The organism is Bacillus sp. S/N-304-OC-R1 (genome assembly GCF_019749375.1).
In the GTDB taxonomy this organism is placed as follows: Bacteria; Bacillota; Bacilli; order Bacillales; family Cytobacillaceae; genus Cytobacillus.
This window is the reverse complement of record NZ_JACWFE010000025.1, coordinates 149,633-164,847: the sequence shown is the minus strand read 5'-3', so window position 1 is coordinate 164,847 and position 15,215 is coordinate 149,633. Positions and strand designations below refer to the sequence as shown.

15 protein-coding genes and 1 pseudogene are annotated in these 15,215 nt (G+C 37.1%); 2 read left to right on the top strand and 14 right to left on the bottom strand.

Annotated elements, in window-relative coordinates:
• The first annotated feature begins 85 nt into the window (after nucleotides 1–85).
• Nucleotides 86–856, top strand: a complete 771-nt coding sequence (locus H0173_RS20925; RefSeq protein WP_221848723.1) for a polysaccharide deacetylase family protein — start codon at nucleotides 86–88, stop codon at nucleotides 854–856.
• A 203-nt stretch (nucleotides 857–1,059) separates the two neighbouring features.
• Nucleotides 1,060–1,605, top strand: coding sequence for a hypothetical protein (locus H0173_RS20920; protein WP_221848722.1), 546 nt, complete (start codon nucleotides 1,060–1,062; stop codon nucleotides 1,603–1,605).
• A 108-nt stretch (nucleotides 1,606–1,713) separates the two neighbouring features.
• On the opposite strand, the gene H0173_RS20915 is transcribed toward H0173_RS20920, so the two are convergent.
• The 14 genes and pseudogenes from H0173_RS20915 to H0173_RS20855 all read right to left on the bottom strand — a co-directional run bounded on the left by H0173_RS20915 (nucleotide 1,714) and on the right by H0173_RS20855 (nucleotide 15,207).
• Nucleotides 1,714–1,965 (bottom strand): hypothetical protein, encoded by a 252-nt coding sequence (locus H0173_RS20915; RefSeq protein WP_221848721.1) that lies wholly within the window; start codon nucleotides 1,963–1,965, stop codon nucleotides 1,714–1,716.
• A 106-nt stretch (nucleotides 1,966–2,071) separates the two neighbouring features.
• Nucleotides 2,072–2,221 carry a hypothetical protein gene (locus H0173_RS20910; RefSeq protein ID WP_221848720.1) on the bottom strand — a complete coding sequence of 50 codons (150 nt, stop codon included), beginning with the start codon at nucleotides 2,219–2,221 and terminating at the stop codon, nucleotides 2,072–2,074.
• 201 nt (nucleotides 2,222–2,422) lie between these two features.
• The gene (locus tag H0173_RS20905) at nucleotides 2,423–3,349 is read right to left on the bottom strand and encodes a cation diffusion facilitator family transporter (protein WP_221848719.1); all 927 of its coding nucleotides are present in this window, start codon (nucleotides 3,347–3,349) and stop codon (nucleotides 2,423–2,425) included.
• A 182-nt stretch (nucleotides 3,350–3,531) separates the two neighbouring features.
• Complete coding sequence (locus tag H0173_RS20900) at nucleotides 3,532–3,846, bottom strand: thioredoxin family protein (RefSeq protein ID WP_221848718.1); 315 nt, start codon at nucleotides 3,844–3,846, stop codon at nucleotides 3,532–3,534.
• A 175-nt stretch (nucleotides 3,847–4,021) separates the two neighbouring features.
• A complete protein-coding gene (locus tag H0173_RS20895; protein ID WP_221848717.1) occupies nucleotides 4,022–5,695 on the bottom strand; it encodes a peptide ABC transporter substrate-binding protein in 1,674 nt (557 codons plus the stop codon).
• 42 nt (nucleotides 5,696–5,737) lie between these two features.
• Complete coding sequence (locus H0173_RS20890) at nucleotides 5,738–6,805, bottom strand: M24 family metallopeptidase (RefSeq protein WP_221848716.1); 1,068 nt, start codon at nucleotides 6,803–6,805, stop codon at nucleotides 5,738–5,740.
• Nucleotides 6,806–6,828: 23 nt separating this feature from the next.
• Nucleotides 6,829–7,185, bottom strand: a complete 357-nt coding sequence (locus H0173_RS20885) for a DUF3899 domain-containing protein (protein WP_221848715.1) — start codon at nucleotides 7,183–7,185, stop codon at nucleotides 6,829–6,831.
• 33 nt (nucleotides 7,186–7,218) lie between these two features.
• A complete protein-coding gene (locus H0173_RS22860) occupies nucleotides 7,219–8,136 on the bottom strand; it encodes an ABC transporter ATP-binding protein (RefSeq protein ID WP_396021292.1) in 918 nt (305 codons plus the stop codon).
• A gap of 189 nt (nucleotides 8,137–8,325) precedes the next feature.
• Nucleotides 8,326–9,219 (bottom strand): annotated as a pseudogene (locus H0173_RS22855) (ABC transporter ATP-binding protein); the annotation flags it as partial.
• A gap of 12 nt (nucleotides 9,220–9,231) precedes the next feature.
• Nucleotides 9,232–10,248 carry an oligopeptide ABC transporter permease gene (opp3C, locus tag H0173_RS20875; RefSeq protein WP_221848713.1) on the bottom strand — a complete coding sequence of 339 codons (1,017 nt, stop codon included), beginning with the start codon at nucleotides 10,246–10,248 and terminating at the stop codon, nucleotides 9,232–9,234.
• Nucleotides 10,248–11,174 carry an oligopeptide ABC transporter permease gene (opp3b, locus tag H0173_RS20870; RefSeq protein WP_221848712.1) on the bottom strand — a complete coding sequence of 309 codons (927 nt, stop codon included), beginning with the start codon at nucleotides 11,172–11,174 and terminating at the stop codon, nucleotides 10,248–10,250. The genes opp3C and opp3b overlap by 1 nt, the downstream gene beginning before the upstream one ends.
• 273 nt (nucleotides 11,175–11,447) lie before the next feature.
• Entirely contained in the window at nucleotides 11,448–12,347 is a 900-nt protein-coding gene (locus tag H0173_RS20865) for an ABC transporter permease (protein WP_396021285.1), read from the bottom strand.
• A 15-nt stretch (nucleotides 12,348–12,362) separates the two neighbouring features.
• On the bottom strand, nucleotides 12,363–13,370 hold the full coding sequence (locus H0173_RS20860; protein ID WP_221848711.1) for an ABC transporter permease: 1,008 nt from the start codon (nucleotides 13,368–13,370) through the stop codon (nucleotides 12,363–12,365).
• Nucleotides 13,371–13,566: 196 nt separating this feature from the next.
• On the bottom strand, nucleotides 13,567–15,207 hold the full coding sequence (locus tag H0173_RS20855; protein ID WP_221848710.1) for an ABC transporter substrate-binding protein: 1,641 nt from the start codon (nucleotides 15,205–15,207) through the stop codon (nucleotides 13,567–13,569).
• Between the last annotated feature and the right edge of the window lie 8 nt (nucleotides 15,208–15,215).

Genomic DNA, 15,215 nt, shown 5'->3' with positions numbered 1-15,215 from the left:
CATCGAAAAAAATAAAATCAAAAATAAAATTTTCAAATTCACACAAACTAACTTAAGATATTTTCTATGATTGAGGTGACTTTGATTGAGAAAAATCGCTATTTTTGTTCTTACTCCTATCCTTTTTTATTTTTCATTTTGTTTAACCTCTGATGCTCAAACTCGCAGCCGTCAAGATTACGAAGAGTCCGGAAATGTTGTTTGGGATGTAAATACAAAAGAAAAGATTGTAGCTATTACGTTTGATGATGGGCCTCACCCTACTTTTACACCTCAAATTCTTGATATATTAGCGAAGTACGATGCAAAAGCTACATTTTTTGTAGCAGGTAATAAAGTCAAAAGATTTCCTGATGTTCTCGAAAGAATCGCAAAAGAAGGACACGAAATTGGGAATCATACTTTTAATCATATTTACAATAGAAATATAACAGCTTCTACATTAACATCCGAATTAGAACAAACAGATCAAATTATTCAGAGTATAACAGGATACAAACCATCTCTTTACCGTCCAGTAGGAGGTTTATATAATGATCTCATTATTAATACAGCTGCCCAAAACGGAAAGCTTGTTATCCTCTGGTCATGGCATCAAGACCCACAAGACTGGAAAAACACAACGGCCTCCAAAATATCAAATCATATAACTAAAGGAGTCAATCCAGGAAATATTATCCTTCTCCATGATTGGTTTGGTTCTGAATTTGATGAGAGCTCTCAAACAGTAAATGGATTAGAAACTACTTTAAATGATTTATATAACAAAGGATATAAATGTGTGTCTGTGTCAGAATTATTACTCCGTTCAAAAATGAATGATCAGGATTTTTTTAGAACATTTCCTTTAAAATAATTCATGCGGATTTATCAGTGCTGCCGTTCTAAAGTGCAGCACTTTTTTGTATACATTTCTCTGATTCAAAATGAATCGTTTTTTGAAAGCACACTCATCTTTCTATTTCGATTTTTTCTAAGGATATTCATTTTTCACCTAATTTTCATTTTCATGTTATATAGTGTCCTTATACCTATTTTTCAGCTTGGAGGGAAACTTTTATGAACAAGATTTACTTATTTTTCATTTCATTCCTCATAATTCTTGCAATTAATTTGGCAGGGCATTCGCAAAATCATGTATTTGCAAATGATCACGGAGACCATTTTGAATATAAGGACAAACATCATGATGCTAATCATCAATTGAAAGAAGCTGGTGGATTAGTTGGATGGGGTGCAGTAGTAGGAATAGGATTAGCTGGGGCATTATTCCCCATTAGAAGATCCAGCAAAGTAGTAATAAAGAAAGTTCCAAGCGTAAAAAACTTGGTTATTACCACATCTAGATTGTTAGGTAAATATCACGTTCATTTAGGCATTTTAGTTATCATTCTTACTATTATTCATGGAATCGCTATGTATATAGGAAAAGGTGAATTGGGGATACAAGGTGTGATTGGCCTTATGTCCTTCGTCTTACTAATGACTGCTTCTATAATCGGTGGCTTCCTAATTAAAAATAAAAAAAGTAAATCCTTCCGAAAAGCTCACATGGTATTAGTCATTCTCTTCATCTTAGTTGGTGCTGTTCATATCTTAAGTTAAAATTACTTGATTATGAATAGACCTGTTGAGAAACCATCGAACGCATTATTTTTCTCTCCAAAAGAGGTTTGCCGGATTTGGCAAACCTCTTTTAAAACAGTATTTTTATTAATCCTCGTCTTTATCTTTTCCTTTACGCTTTTCTTCGTTATTCTTTGCGTTTTCATTTTTCTTTTCTTCGGCTTTCTTTGCAGCTTCTTGTTTCTTTTCTTCAGCCGTTTCAGCTTTCTCATGCTGTTTTTCTTCTGCTTTTTTTAGTTCTTTCTCTTCCTTTTTCGCAGCCTTTTCAACATCTTTATTTATTTTCTCAACATCTTCTGCTTCTTCTTTATGTAACTTTTGTGTTATCAGTGCTTTCATCAGCAGTTTGACTTTCGTCTGTTACAGTTTGTTCTATATTTTCTTGACTGCCTGTATTATCAGATGTTAGTGAATCAGTATTTTCAGCTTGTTCAGCAGCTGTTTCCTACGTCATTTCTGTTCCAGTCGATTCTTTGCTGTCTGTTGTTTGTGTACCCTCATCATTGGCAAAAGCAATACCTGCGCCGATTGGTAAAATGAGTGCTGTTGCTAAAACACTGCTTGCTGCTAAGTTCATAAGCTTATTGCTTTTCATACTAATAATTCCTCCGAATTTGCAGAATTTTTTGTCGTTACAACCAATAATATTGTCGATTTAGGATCTTGTTTCAAATGTCTAAAGTAATATTTTCTTTACAATTTAAGCAATTCCAAAAATCATTTATCCTTCATTTGATTATTTAAGACTAAAATATTTCTAAAAATAGGAAAAAAAGAAAGTCTAACAGTCACACATTTAATGGCCTGTTGGACTTTCCTGATTTTTTAATGGGCTATTTATTGATTTTATGGCAGTGTTTGGTTCTACATGAACATGTACAGTATAGACACCATGCTCTTTAATAAGTGCGTTCTCCACAATTGTCGAAATGTCATGGGCATCCTGAAGATTTAGGTTTGAATTTACAAGAATAACAATATCCACAACGGTATTGTTACCATAATTTCTAGCTTTGATTTCTTTAATACCTTTCACCCCAAAGGTACTTAATATTGTTTCTTTATAGTCTTCTATTAAATTCTCATCAAAACCATCAGTTAAATGATGTGAAGCTTCACGGAAAATTTCCCATGCAGTCCTGCAAATAAGAAATCCGACAATAATTGCAGCAAGCGGATCGAGCCAAGGCAGCTGAAATTGTGAACCAATAATTCCAGCAGCAGCCCCTATACTCACCCAAGCATCAGAAAGATTATCCTTCGCTGCAGCCATTAAGGACTGACTATTTATTCTACTTGCAAGTTTCTTATTGTAGCGATAAACCCCAAACATAACAGCAGCACAGAAGATTCCTGTCCAAGCTGCAGTTAAATCTGGTGCTGTTTTTTCTAAGTCAAAAAAAGAAGTAATAGCTTCATATACTACTTGAATTCCAACCGCCATCATAATGAAGGAGGCTACTAATGTTGCTACATTTTCAGCTTTCCAATGCCCGTATGGATGGTCATCATCGGCAGGTTTTCGGGAGAGTTTTAATCCAATGAGTACAGCTGTGGATGCAATAATATCAGTCACATTATTTAGACCGTCTGCTTTTAGTGCTTCAGAGCCGGTAGAATAACCAATTAGCAACTTTAGAAAGGATAAACAAATATAAGCGACAATGCTTATAATCGCACCTTTTTCTCCCATTTTTAATTGATCATACCTTTGTTGTTCCATGGTGCCCCTCCGTCCTTAATGCCCCTCAATATCTTAACAAGCATTACTTGTGTGGGTCTAGAGCAACGTTTTTTCATCGTTAAATAAAAATAACAGCTCTACAAAAAAGTTGAATAAAGGAAACTTTTTTTAGTGAATAAAAAAAGCTAATCGAATGGCGGTATCCGATTAGCTTTTGTCCCTTATAAATTGTTTAAGAACTCTTTCAATTGTTCTGGAGTTTTTGCATTTGCACTATGTAAATGAGCTAGCTTTTCACCATTCTTAAAAACTAATAACGAGGGAATCCCCATAACTGTTTGCTCTTGCGAAATTTCCGGAAACTCATCACGGTCAATCATAAACCATTGTTTGTCATTGTTTTCTTCTATTATGTCATCAATAAACATATCTAAACGCTTGCAGTCAGGACACCAAGTTGTTGTAAAAATACCAACAGACAGGTCGTCCTTAGAAATTTGCTCACGATATTCTTGTTCTGATTTTATTTGTTTCATCTTAGTTCCCTCCAATTGTTCATATATTAAATAGGAAGAAATTGATCCTATTTAAACGAGATAATAGTATTGTATTGCTTCCATAAAGTCAACAAATTAAGATTTGGCAAAACAAACACCGGAAATGAAACAAACCCGGCAAATGCCAGGTTTGTCACACTTTTGGGAACTGTTCTTACTTTCCCTCAATATAAGTCCACTTATAAGAGGCAAACACTCCAAATGGATGTGCTATATATCCTTTTACATATGGCTTTTTCAGCTGAGCAAGGCCGGATTGGTACATTGGGGAAATGGCCGCATCTTCTTCAATAAGAATTTTTTCTGCTTCCTGCATGTTTTCCCATCGTTTTGCGATATCTGTTGGGTTTGTTTTTGATTCCTTAATCAGGCTGTCAAACTTTTCATTCTTATAATTTGACCAGTTATATGGACCATCTGATAGATATAGATCCATGAATGTTATTGGATCCTGAAAGTCTGGTCCCCAGCCCGAATAGGTTAAATCGTACTGAAGGCTAGATTCTAATGCTAGTTTTTGCTTATTAGGCTGCTGATTGATTTTAATCGTTAAGCCAGGTAAATTCGTTTCTAGTTGGTTTTTGAAGAATTCGCTGACGCGTTTTCTTTCTTCGCTATCATAGCTTAAGAACTCCAATTCGATTTTATCAACACCAAGCTCCTTCAAGCCTTTTTCCCAGTATTCCTTCGCTTTTTCTACACCATCCTTGTTAAAACCTTCATATTTTTCACGGAAATCTTTTCCACCCTGATCAAAGGCAAAATCCTTAGGTACTAAATAATTGGCTGGAATAGAGCCATTATTTAGCAAGCTTTCTGCTGCTGATTTTTTATCCCATCCCATATCAATCGCCTTTCGGATATTTATATTTGCTAAATATTTATTCGTTTGATTCATACGAATAAAGAATACCTCTGGCTTCAGTAATGTGTGAAAATCTGGTGTATTAGCATATTGGTCAATAAATTCGGACGTAATTTCTGTCAAATCTACTTTTCCTGTATCATAAAGATTCACCCTTGTTGCAGGTTCCTTTACAACTTTTACATTAATAGTGTCTAATTTAACTGCTGCAGCATCCCAATAGCTTGGATTTTTCTTATATACCCAGCCTACCTCATGCTCCCATGAATCGAGTACAAAGGGTCCGTTATAAATAAGATTTGCTGCTTCTAAAGCATATTGATCGCCTTGAGATTCCACAAATGCCTGATTTTGAGGGAAAAATACCGGATAAGTAATCAAGCTTAAGAAATAAGGTACTGGATGTTCTAATTCAATTTGTAATGTATAATCATCAATCACTTTCACACCTAATTCATCTATTTTTCCAAATAAGCTATTTTCAGAATCCTGGATAGCTGCAGCATTTTTAATATCATTGAATAAGTAAGAATAGGTTGATAGCGTATCAGGATTGATTGCCTTTTTCCAAGCAAAATCAAAATCCTTTGCTGTTACTGGTGTGCCATTGCTCCATTTTGCATCTGAACGGATTTTAAACGTATACACTTTTCCATCCTCACTCACCTCATGGCTTTCTGCCATTCCGGGTACTGGTGCATGAGATTCATCCAGTCTGTAAAGTCCTTCAAAAATATTATTCATTGTTCTGCTTGAAAGAGCATCGAATAATCCTAGAGTATCAAGGGTTGGCAGCTCACCGCCTTCAACAAGGTTTAGAACTTGCTCACTTGCCGATTCATCTGACCCATTGCTGTTTTCCCCCTCGGAAGTTGTTTTCTTGCTTTCTCCTCCATAACAGCCAGTTAAAAAGGAACTTAGCATCAGCATAATAGCAAGAATAATGATAGATTTCATTTTCATAGAAATTGCCCCTTTTTCTTTTATAGATTTATTTCATTTCTACTATAAAATGATTAATTCTTTCAGTGACTTCGTGATGATTTCATTTCCACCCTGGGTGATGAGTATATCGTCTTCAATTCGAACTCCCCCAAGATCTGGAATGTAAATGCCTGGTTCAACAGTAAGGACCATGTTTGGCTCAATAACGATTTCACAATTTGTATTTTTGAACGGCTCTTCATGAATATCTAATCCAATTCCATGTCCTGAACCGTGACCATATTGTTTGCCATAGCCTTTCTCAGCTATGTAATCCCTTGATAAAGCATCTGCCGCTTTTCCAGTAATCCCTGATTTAATGCCAGCTAATGCCGCTGAAAGTGACTCTAGTACAATAGTGTAAATCTCTTTCAACTCTTCTTTCGGTTCACCGACAGCAACCGTTCTCGTAATATCAGAACGATAGCCTTTGTAATAGGCACCAAAATCAAGCGTGACCATATCGCCCTTCTCAATAACCTTTTCTGTAGCCACTCCATGAGGAAGAGCCGAACGTACACCAGAGGCTACGATTGTATCAAACGCTGATGAGGTTGCGCCTTTGCTCCGCATAAAGGCTTCCAGCTCATTGGAAACAGCAATTTCAGTTATTCCAGGTTTGATGAACGAAAGGATATGTGTAAAAGCGGCATCAGCAATCTCAGCTGCTTTACGAATAATGCCAATTTCCACTTCATCTTTCACCATTCGCAGCTTCTCAACTGCACCTGTTAAAGGAATCATTTCGACTTTCAATTTTGCCTGATACTCTGTATAGGCATAGTAGCTCATATGGGTTTGTTCAAAACCAAGCTTCGATACTTCTAATCGCTCTGTTTGCTTAACAATTTCAGCTAATAAATCAGCTTTCGTGCTTACTTGTAAAATCTTAAAATCTTTAGCTTGCAAAGTGGCTTGTGCTACATATCTAAAGTCTACAGCGAGCAATGCTTCGTCTTTTGTAATGAGGACGAGTCCTGCAGTGCCCGTAAACCCCGTCATATATCTTCTGTTCTGATCATTTGTGATCAACATTGCATCAATACCAAGTGTTTCGAAGCTTTCTCTCAATTTTTGAAGTCTTTTCATAAGTCTTCCTCCTTTTTATTTCTCTATATTAATGAAGCAATCAGTGTGAAAAAGAATAACGCTGCGCCAGAGAAAATAATTGGGCCCATCGAAAATTCTTTTAAACTATTATTAATAGGCGGTTTTTTCATATCATCAGCTTGTTCAGAAATATAATTCTCTAGCTTAGAGGTGTTCCTATAAAAGCGGCGAAAGCTGTAAAGTATTCCCTCGAACATCCCTCCCCTTAACACCAATAATGATCCACCAAGCATTAGAAACAATAGCGAAACGAAAAACAGAGTGTTGATAAAGCCTTCCCAAATTCCATTCCCTGATAATAAAGCTCCAATGAATGAAATGGTAAGTGAAATGAATATGAGCCTTACCGTTTTTTTCATCTTGATTCCCCCAACTGCTTTTCGTTAGCATGTTTAAATAACATCTATGTTTTGCTGCTTGTATTCCTGAAATTCCTTTTCAGTAAATGACACCCAATGTCCTGGCTTCACTTCTCGTAATACAGGTTCTTCGCCCTCTCTGCTCCAAATAAGACTTTGATCAAATTTAATTCGTTGCCGTTTTTTCTCAGTTTCCGGATCTGGCAGCGGAATAGCTGATAATAAAGATTTTGTGTATGGATGCAACGGATTCTCGTAGAGCTCATCACTTTCTGCTAATTCTACTATTCTTCCTTTATACATAACCCCAATCCGATCACTAATATACTTCACCATGGATAAATCATGCGCGATGAAAAGATACGTTAGCCCTTTTTCTTTTTGCAGCTTTTTCATTAAATTAACGACCTGCGCCTGTATGGAAACATCAAGGGCAGAAATGGGCTCGTCAGCAATAATAAATTCTGGCTCAACCGCTAGCGCCCTTGCAATTCCTATTCTTTGGCGCTGTCCTCCACTGAATTCGTGAGGATACCGGTTCGCATGCTCCCTATTGAGGCCAACAGTTTCTAATAATTCGTAGACTGTTTCCATTCTTGCTTTTTTACTTGAAGAAAGTCCATGAATATCCAAACCTTCGGCAATGATATCTGCAACTGTCTGGCGAGGATTTAATGATGAATAAGGGTCCTGAAAAATCATTTGGATTTTTTGATTAAGCTTTTGCGCCTCATGAAAGGACTTTTTCTTACTAATGTCTTCCTTGTTATAGAGAATATTTCCGCCTGATGCCTCATAAAGACCAATAATCGTGCGGCCAGTTGTAGACTTTCCACAGCCAGATTCCCCAACAAGCCCGAATGTTTCCCCTTTAAAAATATCAAAGCTAATACCATCTACCGCCTTCACTAGATTAGTGCCGGATGAAAAATGCTGCTTTAAGTTTTGAATTTCAAGAAGCTTTTCTTTTTTTTCTTTCTGTTTAACTAATCGTTCCTTCTGTTTTTCTTTAGGACTCTCTTCTCTATGCTTTTTAAGTACTTCCGGTGGCAAAATTTGTGGTGCCTTTTCATGAAGAAGCCATGTAGCTGCATAATGTGTGTCCGAAACTTTAAACATTGGAGGCTCCAGCTGAAAATCAATGTTCATAGCATATTTATTTCGATTGGCAAATGCATCGCCTACAGGCGGATCTAATAGGTTCGGAGGTGTACCTGGAATGGTCGTTAGTTCCTCCGCACTTTCATTCAAATTTGGCATTGCCCCTAACAGTCCCCAAGTATATGGATGCTGAGGATTGTAAAAAATCTCTTCAACTTTACCGATTTCGATTATTTTTCCTGCATACATAACCGCGACCCGATCGGCTATATTAGCTACTACACCTAAATCATGAGTAATAAATATAATGGAAGTATTTAATTTTTTCTGTAAGTCTTTTAAAAGTTCAAGAATCTGCGCCTGAATGGTTACATCAAGAGCTGTTGTCGGTTCATCCGCAATTAAAATTTTCGGATTGCATGAAATGGCCATTGCAATCACAACTCTCTGTCTCATCCCGCCAGAAAATTGATGGGGGTATGAGGACAATCGTTTTTCAGGCTGTGGGATTCCTACCATGTCTAGAAGTTCAATCGCTTTTTCCTTTGCTTCTTTCTTTGAAAGCTTTTGATGCTTCACAATACTCTCCATAATTTGCTTTCCAACTGTCATAGTCGGATTAAGGGATGTCATCGGGTCTTGGAAAATCATCGCAATTTCCGAACCGCGTACAGCTTGCATTTGCTTTTCGGAATAACTCACTAAATTATTTCCTTCAAAAATAATTTCTCCCCCCGTAATTCTTCCAGGAGGATTTGGGATTAATTTCATTAAGCTTTTAGACGTAACTGATTTTCCTGATCCTGACTCGCCAACAATTGCAAGTGTTTCTCCTTTATTAAGATGAAAGGAAACTCCGCGTACTGCTTTTACTTCCCCTGCATACGTATTAAAGGATACTTGTAAGTCTTTAACATCGAGAATTTTTTCCACTGTCACATCCTCCTATTTCCGCATCTTAGGGTCTAAAGCATCTCGAAGACCATCTCCGATCAAATTAAAGCTAATCATGATCAAGCTGATAATAATGGAAGAAAACGCAAGCATATGCGGATAAATACGCATTAATTTATATCCATCATTAATAAGTGTTCCTAATGACGCGATTGGAGGCTGCAGTCCTAAACCGATAAAGCTTAAAAACGCTTCAGTAAATATCGCTGTCGGAATGGTAAACATGGTTGTAATAATAATAGGCCCCATCGTATTCGGGATTAAATGCTTCCAGATTAACCGTCTATCCTTTGCACCAAGCGTTCTAGAAGCTAATACATACTCCTGTTCCTTCAGCTTCAAAATTTGACCGCGTACAATTCTAGCCATGCCAACCCAGCCGGTAATAACCATTGCCAAAGTAATGGAGACAATCCCTGGCTGTAAAACGAGTATAAGCAGAATGACAACAATTAAGCTTGGAATTCCAACTAGTACTTCTACAATTCTTTGCATAATATTATCGATTCTTCCGCCGTAATAAGCAGAAATACCACCATAAGCAACACCGATAATTAAATCAATCGTGGCTGCAAGAAATGCAATGTACAAGGAAATGCGTGTTCCTTCCCAAACTCTTGTCCATAAATCTCTTCCTAAATTATCTGTTCCAAACCAGAAGTATTCTTTTACATCACTTGTTTCATATCGGTCTACTCCTTGAATATCAACCCCATTAAAGCCTAGCCAAGAAATATGCTCTAATCCTGGAACCTTTGGAGGGAGGTTTGCTCTAGTAAGATTTTGTTCATCATAGCCATGATCATTGGCATAAGGGCCAAAGATTGCTAGTGCTAGAATAATAGTAATGAGGATGAGCCCAGTAAAAGCCGCTTTATTTTTCCGAAAGCGCCTCCAAACCTCTTGCCAATAAGTCATGACCGGACGATTAATGGCTTCTGGACTCCTATCGGAAACCGCTGGCTGGAACATTTCATCTGTAATTATGATTTCTTTATGATTAATCATCACTTTGTCCCCCCAGATAGTCGAATCCTCGGATCAATCAAACCGTATAAAATATCAACGATTAGGACTACACCAATAAATAAAATGCTATAGAATAAAGTAACGCCCATAATGACAGAAAAATCATTCGTCATTATTGATTTAACAAATTGTTCTCCAAGCCCCGGAACACTAAATATCTTTTCAATTACTAATGTTCCTGTAAGCAGGTTTACGGTTAGCGGACCTAAAATCGTTACAATTGGTATAGCTGCATTTCTGAGGCCATGCTTTAAGACAATAGCAAATTGATTTAGACCTTTTGCTTTAGCGGTTATTATGTAGTCCTGTCCCAAAACTTCAAGCATTTCAGTCCGCATAAATCTGGCAATAGTTGCAATCACAAAAACAGATAATGCGATGGTTGGCAAAATGGAATATTCAAAGCCTTCCCAAAAGGCAACCGGCAGCCATTGTAGGCGAACACCAATCCAATATTGCAATAGACCCGCAAATACAAAGTTAGGAACGGATAATCCAATGACAGCTATGACCATTGCCATATAATCAATTGCTGTATTATGTTTAATGGCTGCAATAATGCCAAGAATGATTCCGATTACACATCCTACTAGTATGGATTGAGCACCTAAAACGGCAGATGCACCAATTCTCTCACCAATAATATCTGTAACTGCCCGTCCATCATATTGAAAAGAAACCCCAAAATCTCCTTTCAATATATTTGTCATATACTTTACATATTGAATGGGAACGGGTTCATCCAATCCATACCTTTCATATAGTCTTTCCTTTTGGGATTCAGATAGTCTTTCATCATTAAATGGTGAGCCTGGCAGCGTTTGCATGAGAAAAAATGTAAAAGTTGAAATAATTAAAAAGGTAATCAGCATATATCCGATTCTTCCAAGAATATACCTTCCCATTTCTTTACACCTCCAGTTATTATGTAATAGCAATTCTTGAGAAATTTAAGGTTTACATTTTAGTAATGCAACTTTTATACCAAAACCTAAAAATGCATAAGTTTCCGAAAATAAAAACTTAAATTAATTTTTTGGATAATTCACCAAAGTAATGTGTCTATTTTTTTTTACACTTTTCTGTATAAACTTTTTAAACAGTAAATTTTTTTACACAAAAAAGGACAGCTGCCAATTAGCTGTCCCGCATATTAAAATTAGATATTTGATTTGATTCTACTGCTTCATTTTTGGATCTAGTACGTCTCTTAAACCGTCTCCCATTAGGTTAAATCCTAAAACTACTAACATAATGGAGAGACCTGGGAAGAATAGAGTCCATGGGGCCTGTACAAGATATTGTTTACTGTCAGCAAGCATTTTTCCCCATTCAGGAGTTGGGGCTTGAGCGCCAAGGCCAAGAAAGCCAAGGGCTGCCGCCTCGATAATGGCAGCGGCTATGGCAAGCGTTGATTGAACAATGATTGGAGTCATGCTATTTGGCAAAATGTGACGAAACAGTATACGAGAATCCTTCATTCCAACCGCACGTGCGGCCATAATATACTCCTCTTGCTTTACACTAAGAACCTTTGATCTAACTAATCGGCCAAAGTTTGGAATATTAATAATGGCAATTGCTATTAATGCGTTTTGTAATGATGGTCCTAGAATAGCCACAACAGCAATTGCAAGCAAAATACTTGGGAAAGCTAGCATAATATCAAAGATTCGAGAAATGATCGTATCTATCAATCGTCCATAATATCCTGCCACAATTCCTAATAACGTCCCTAGCACTGCCGATCCTAGAACTGCGAAAAACCCCACCCATAAAGAAATACGGGCTCCGTATACGATGCGCGAGAAAATATCACGGCCAAAATCATCAGTTCCGAACCAATTTTCACTTGACGGAGCTAATAGTCTTTTTGACAACTCTTGATCCTTGAAGCTGTAAGGAGCAATAATAGGAGCAAAGATAGCAATGATGATAAAAAAGATAACAATCCCTAAACCTACAACTGCGAGCCTATTTCTACAAAACGAATTCCATGTTTCTTTCCAGACAGGTGTCTGTTTTACTTCTGAGTTGACCTTTAGCATGTCAGATGTATTTTTTGCAAGTTCAGCCACTTCGACCCCTCCTAATTAATTATTGTATTTAATCCTTGGGTCAACTAAGGCGTAGAGCAGGTCAACAATCAAGTTAATAAATACAAAAATAGCGGCAATAATTAAAATACCTGACTGAATCACCGGATAATCACGGTATCCGATTGCCTCATATAAATAACGACCTACTCCAGGCCAGCCAAAAATCGTTTCAGTCAAAATGGCACCCCCAAGAAGGAGTCCTGTTTGCAAGCCAATAACAGTTAGAACAGGAATAATAGCATTTTTTAAAGAGTGCTTGTAAACAACCCAAAACATTCTTAATCCTTTTGCCCTTGCTGTACGGATATAATCTGATTTCATTACTTCTAACATCGTTGATCTAGTCATCCGGGCAATAATCGCCATTGGTATTGTTGCGAGAGCAATACTTGGCAAGATTAAATGTTTAACGACATCAATAAATTGACCCGTGTTCCCTCTAATTAGCGTATCAATTAAATAAAGATTCGTGATAGCTGTTACTGGATCTCTCACATTTTCCCGCCCTGTAGTCGGAAGCCAACCAAGTTGAATTGAAAACGCCCATTGCTCCATTAAACCTAACCAGAAGATTGGCAATGAAACACCGATTAGTGCAAGAATCATCGCTGTATAATCGAACCATGAGTTAGAAAACCAAGCACTAATAATACCTGCATTCACACCAACTAAAACCGCAATAATCATCGCAAATAACGTTAGCTCCATCGTTGCAGCAAGATATGGCCAAATTTCTTCATTAATTGGTCCTCTAGTCCTTAACGAGTTACCTAAATCTCCAGAGACCAATGATTTAATATACTCAAAATATTGTATGTATAATGGTCTATCCAAACCGAGTTCTCTTGTTAATGTAGCAATCGCTTCCTTTGTAGCCTTTTGACCAAGTATTACTTGTGCAGGATCACCTGGAATTGCATGAATTATAGCAAAAACTATAAGTGTCATACCAAACAATACAGGAATCAGCGAAAGAATGCGACGGATTGTATAATTAAGCAAACTTTTCACCCTCTTTGTTGAAAAATTCATATTGAACGCGCATCAGGAAAAAAAGTAAAGGTTAGCTATCTTGAATCAATGGAATGAATTCATACATCTTTCAATTGGCCGATTTATTCCGATCTACTTTTTATCTAGACTACAATGCACTTTTTTAGCTAACAAAAGGGAGACAGAGCCTCCCTTTTGGCAGTTATTAATTAAATTCTACTTTCGTTAGCGTTTCAGAGTTTGTTGGATGCGGCTTGTAATTTTGTAAATCTTTTACTGCTGCTAACAATGGAGTTGAGTGAACAAGCGGTACCCATGGAGCATCTTCCTTAATGATTTCTTGTGCTTTTTTGTATAGAACATTTCTCTTCTCCTGATCTGCCTCAGTTTGAGCTTCAATTAAAATATCATGAAGTTCGTCGTTGCTATAGTGAGATTTATTGTTACTTCCAATGCTATCCTTATCTAGCAATGCGTAAATAAAGTTATCAGGGTCACCATTATCTCCTGTCCAACCAAGCATATAAGCATCAAAATCACCTTTTGTCGCTCTTTCTAAATAAGTAGCCCAGTCAACTGTCTGGATGTTGGCTTTAACACCAATTTTGCTGAAGCTGTCTTGAATTACTTCAGCCACCTTCATTGCTTCTGGCATGTATGGACGTGCAACTGGCATTGCCCATAAATCCATCTCAAAACCATCCGCAAATCCAGCTTCAGCAAGTAAAGCTTTTGCCTTTTCTAAATCATATGGATAATCTTGAATTTCATCATTGTAGCCTTCAATTGACGGCGGCATAGGGTTTTTCGCAGGTTGCGCCTTGCCTCCATAGAAAGAATCAATAATGGATTGCTTATCGATCGCATGGCTCAATGCTTGACGAACAAGTTTATTATCAAATGGTGGGCGATTGACTGTAAAGCCAATATAGCCAACATTCATTGACGGACGTTCAATTATTTGCAAGTCTGAGTTGCTTAATACACTTGCTTCGTCTGAATTGTTCAATCCATCCATAATATCGATTTCCCCATTAGCAAGTGCGTTCAAACGTGCTGTATTTTCAGGAATGACGCGAAAAATTACTTTGTTTAGTTTAGGATAACCTTCCATCCAATAATTTGTATTCTTTTCAAGGACGATTCTGTCACTTTGCTTCCATTCAACAAATTTAAATGGACCTGTTCCAACCGGATTTTGTCTAAAGTTATCGCCGTATTTTTCAATAGCTGTTGGACTTGCTATAGCGAAAGGAGACATTGCAATATTTTTCAAGAACGGAGCCTGAGGTCTGTTGAGAACAAATTGAACTGTATGTTCGTCAATTGCCTTTACTTCATCAATTACATGTCCCTCGTCTCCCTTATATCCGCCAAACTGAGTGTAATATGGAAACTTTTCAGCATCACCATTCATCCAACGCTCAAAATTATACACAACCGCATCAGCATTAAAATCCGTTCCATCATGGAATTTAACCCCTTTGCGCAATTTAAAGGTATATGTTAAACCATCGTCAGAAACTTCCCATTCCTCAGCAAGGGCAGGCTGCACAGATGTATCATTCTCTCCATACACAAGTAATTTTTCAAAGATATTTTCAGTAACTTTAAATGTTTCGCCTTCAGTTGTTGTAATTGGATCAAGAGATGTTGAATCACCGCCACGTCCAAAAACAAGTGTATCCTTTTTCTTGTCGTCACTTGAAGATGTGTTGTTTGAAGTCGTGTTGTTTGAACTATTTTCTTTTTCTCCGGATGTCTGATTGGAGCTATTGCTGCATCCAACAAGGAACATGCTTAAAACTAAAAATGAAACCAGTAATAATTTAAGCTTTTTGTTCATAAAAGATA

Excerpts from the sequence above, each read along its gene's own strand:
- opp3b (WP_221848712.1), bottom strand. The coding sequence starts at position 11,174 with ATGGGAAGGTATATTCTTGGAAGAATCGGATATATGCTGATTACCTTT.
- H0173_RS20895 (WP_221848717.1), bottom strand. The coding sequence starts at position 5,695 with ATGAAAATGAAATCTATCATTATTCTTGCTATTATGCTGATGCTAAGT.
- H0173_RS20905 (WP_221848719.1), bottom strand. The coding sequence starts at position 3,349 with ATGGAACAACAAAGGTATGATCAATTAAAAATGGGAGAAAAAGGTGCG.
- H0173_RS20900 (WP_221848718.1), bottom strand. The coding sequence starts at position 3,846 with ATGAAACAAATAAAATCAGAACAAGAATATCGTGAGCAAATTTCTAAG.
- H0173_RS20890 (WP_221848716.1), bottom strand. The coding sequence starts at position 6,805 with ATGAAAAGACTTCAAAAATTGAGAGAAAGCTTCGAAACACTTGGTATT.
- H0173_RS20915 (WP_221848721.1), bottom strand. The coding sequence starts at position 1,965 with ATGAAAGCACTGATAACACAAAAGTTACATAAAGAAGAAGCAGAAGAT.
- H0173_RS20910 (WP_221848720.1), bottom strand. The coding sequence starts at position 2,221 with ATGAAAAGCAATAAGCTTATGAACTTAGCAGCAAGCAGTGTTTTAGCA.
- H0173_RS20920 (WP_221848722.1), top strand. The coding sequence starts at position 1,060 with ATGAACAAGATTTACTTATTTTTCATTTCATTCCTCATAATTCTTGCA.
- opp3C (WP_221848713.1), bottom strand. The coding sequence starts at position 10,248 with ATGATTAATCATAAAGAAATCATAATTACAGATGAAATGTTCCAGCCA.
- H0173_RS20855 (WP_221848710.1), bottom strand. The coding sequence starts at position 15,207 with ATGAACAAAAAGCTTAAATTATTACTGGTTTCATTTTTAGTTTTAAGC.
- H0173_RS20885 (WP_221848715.1), bottom strand. The coding sequence starts at position 7,185 with ATGAAAAAAACGGTAAGGCTCATATTCATTTCACTTACCATTTCATTC.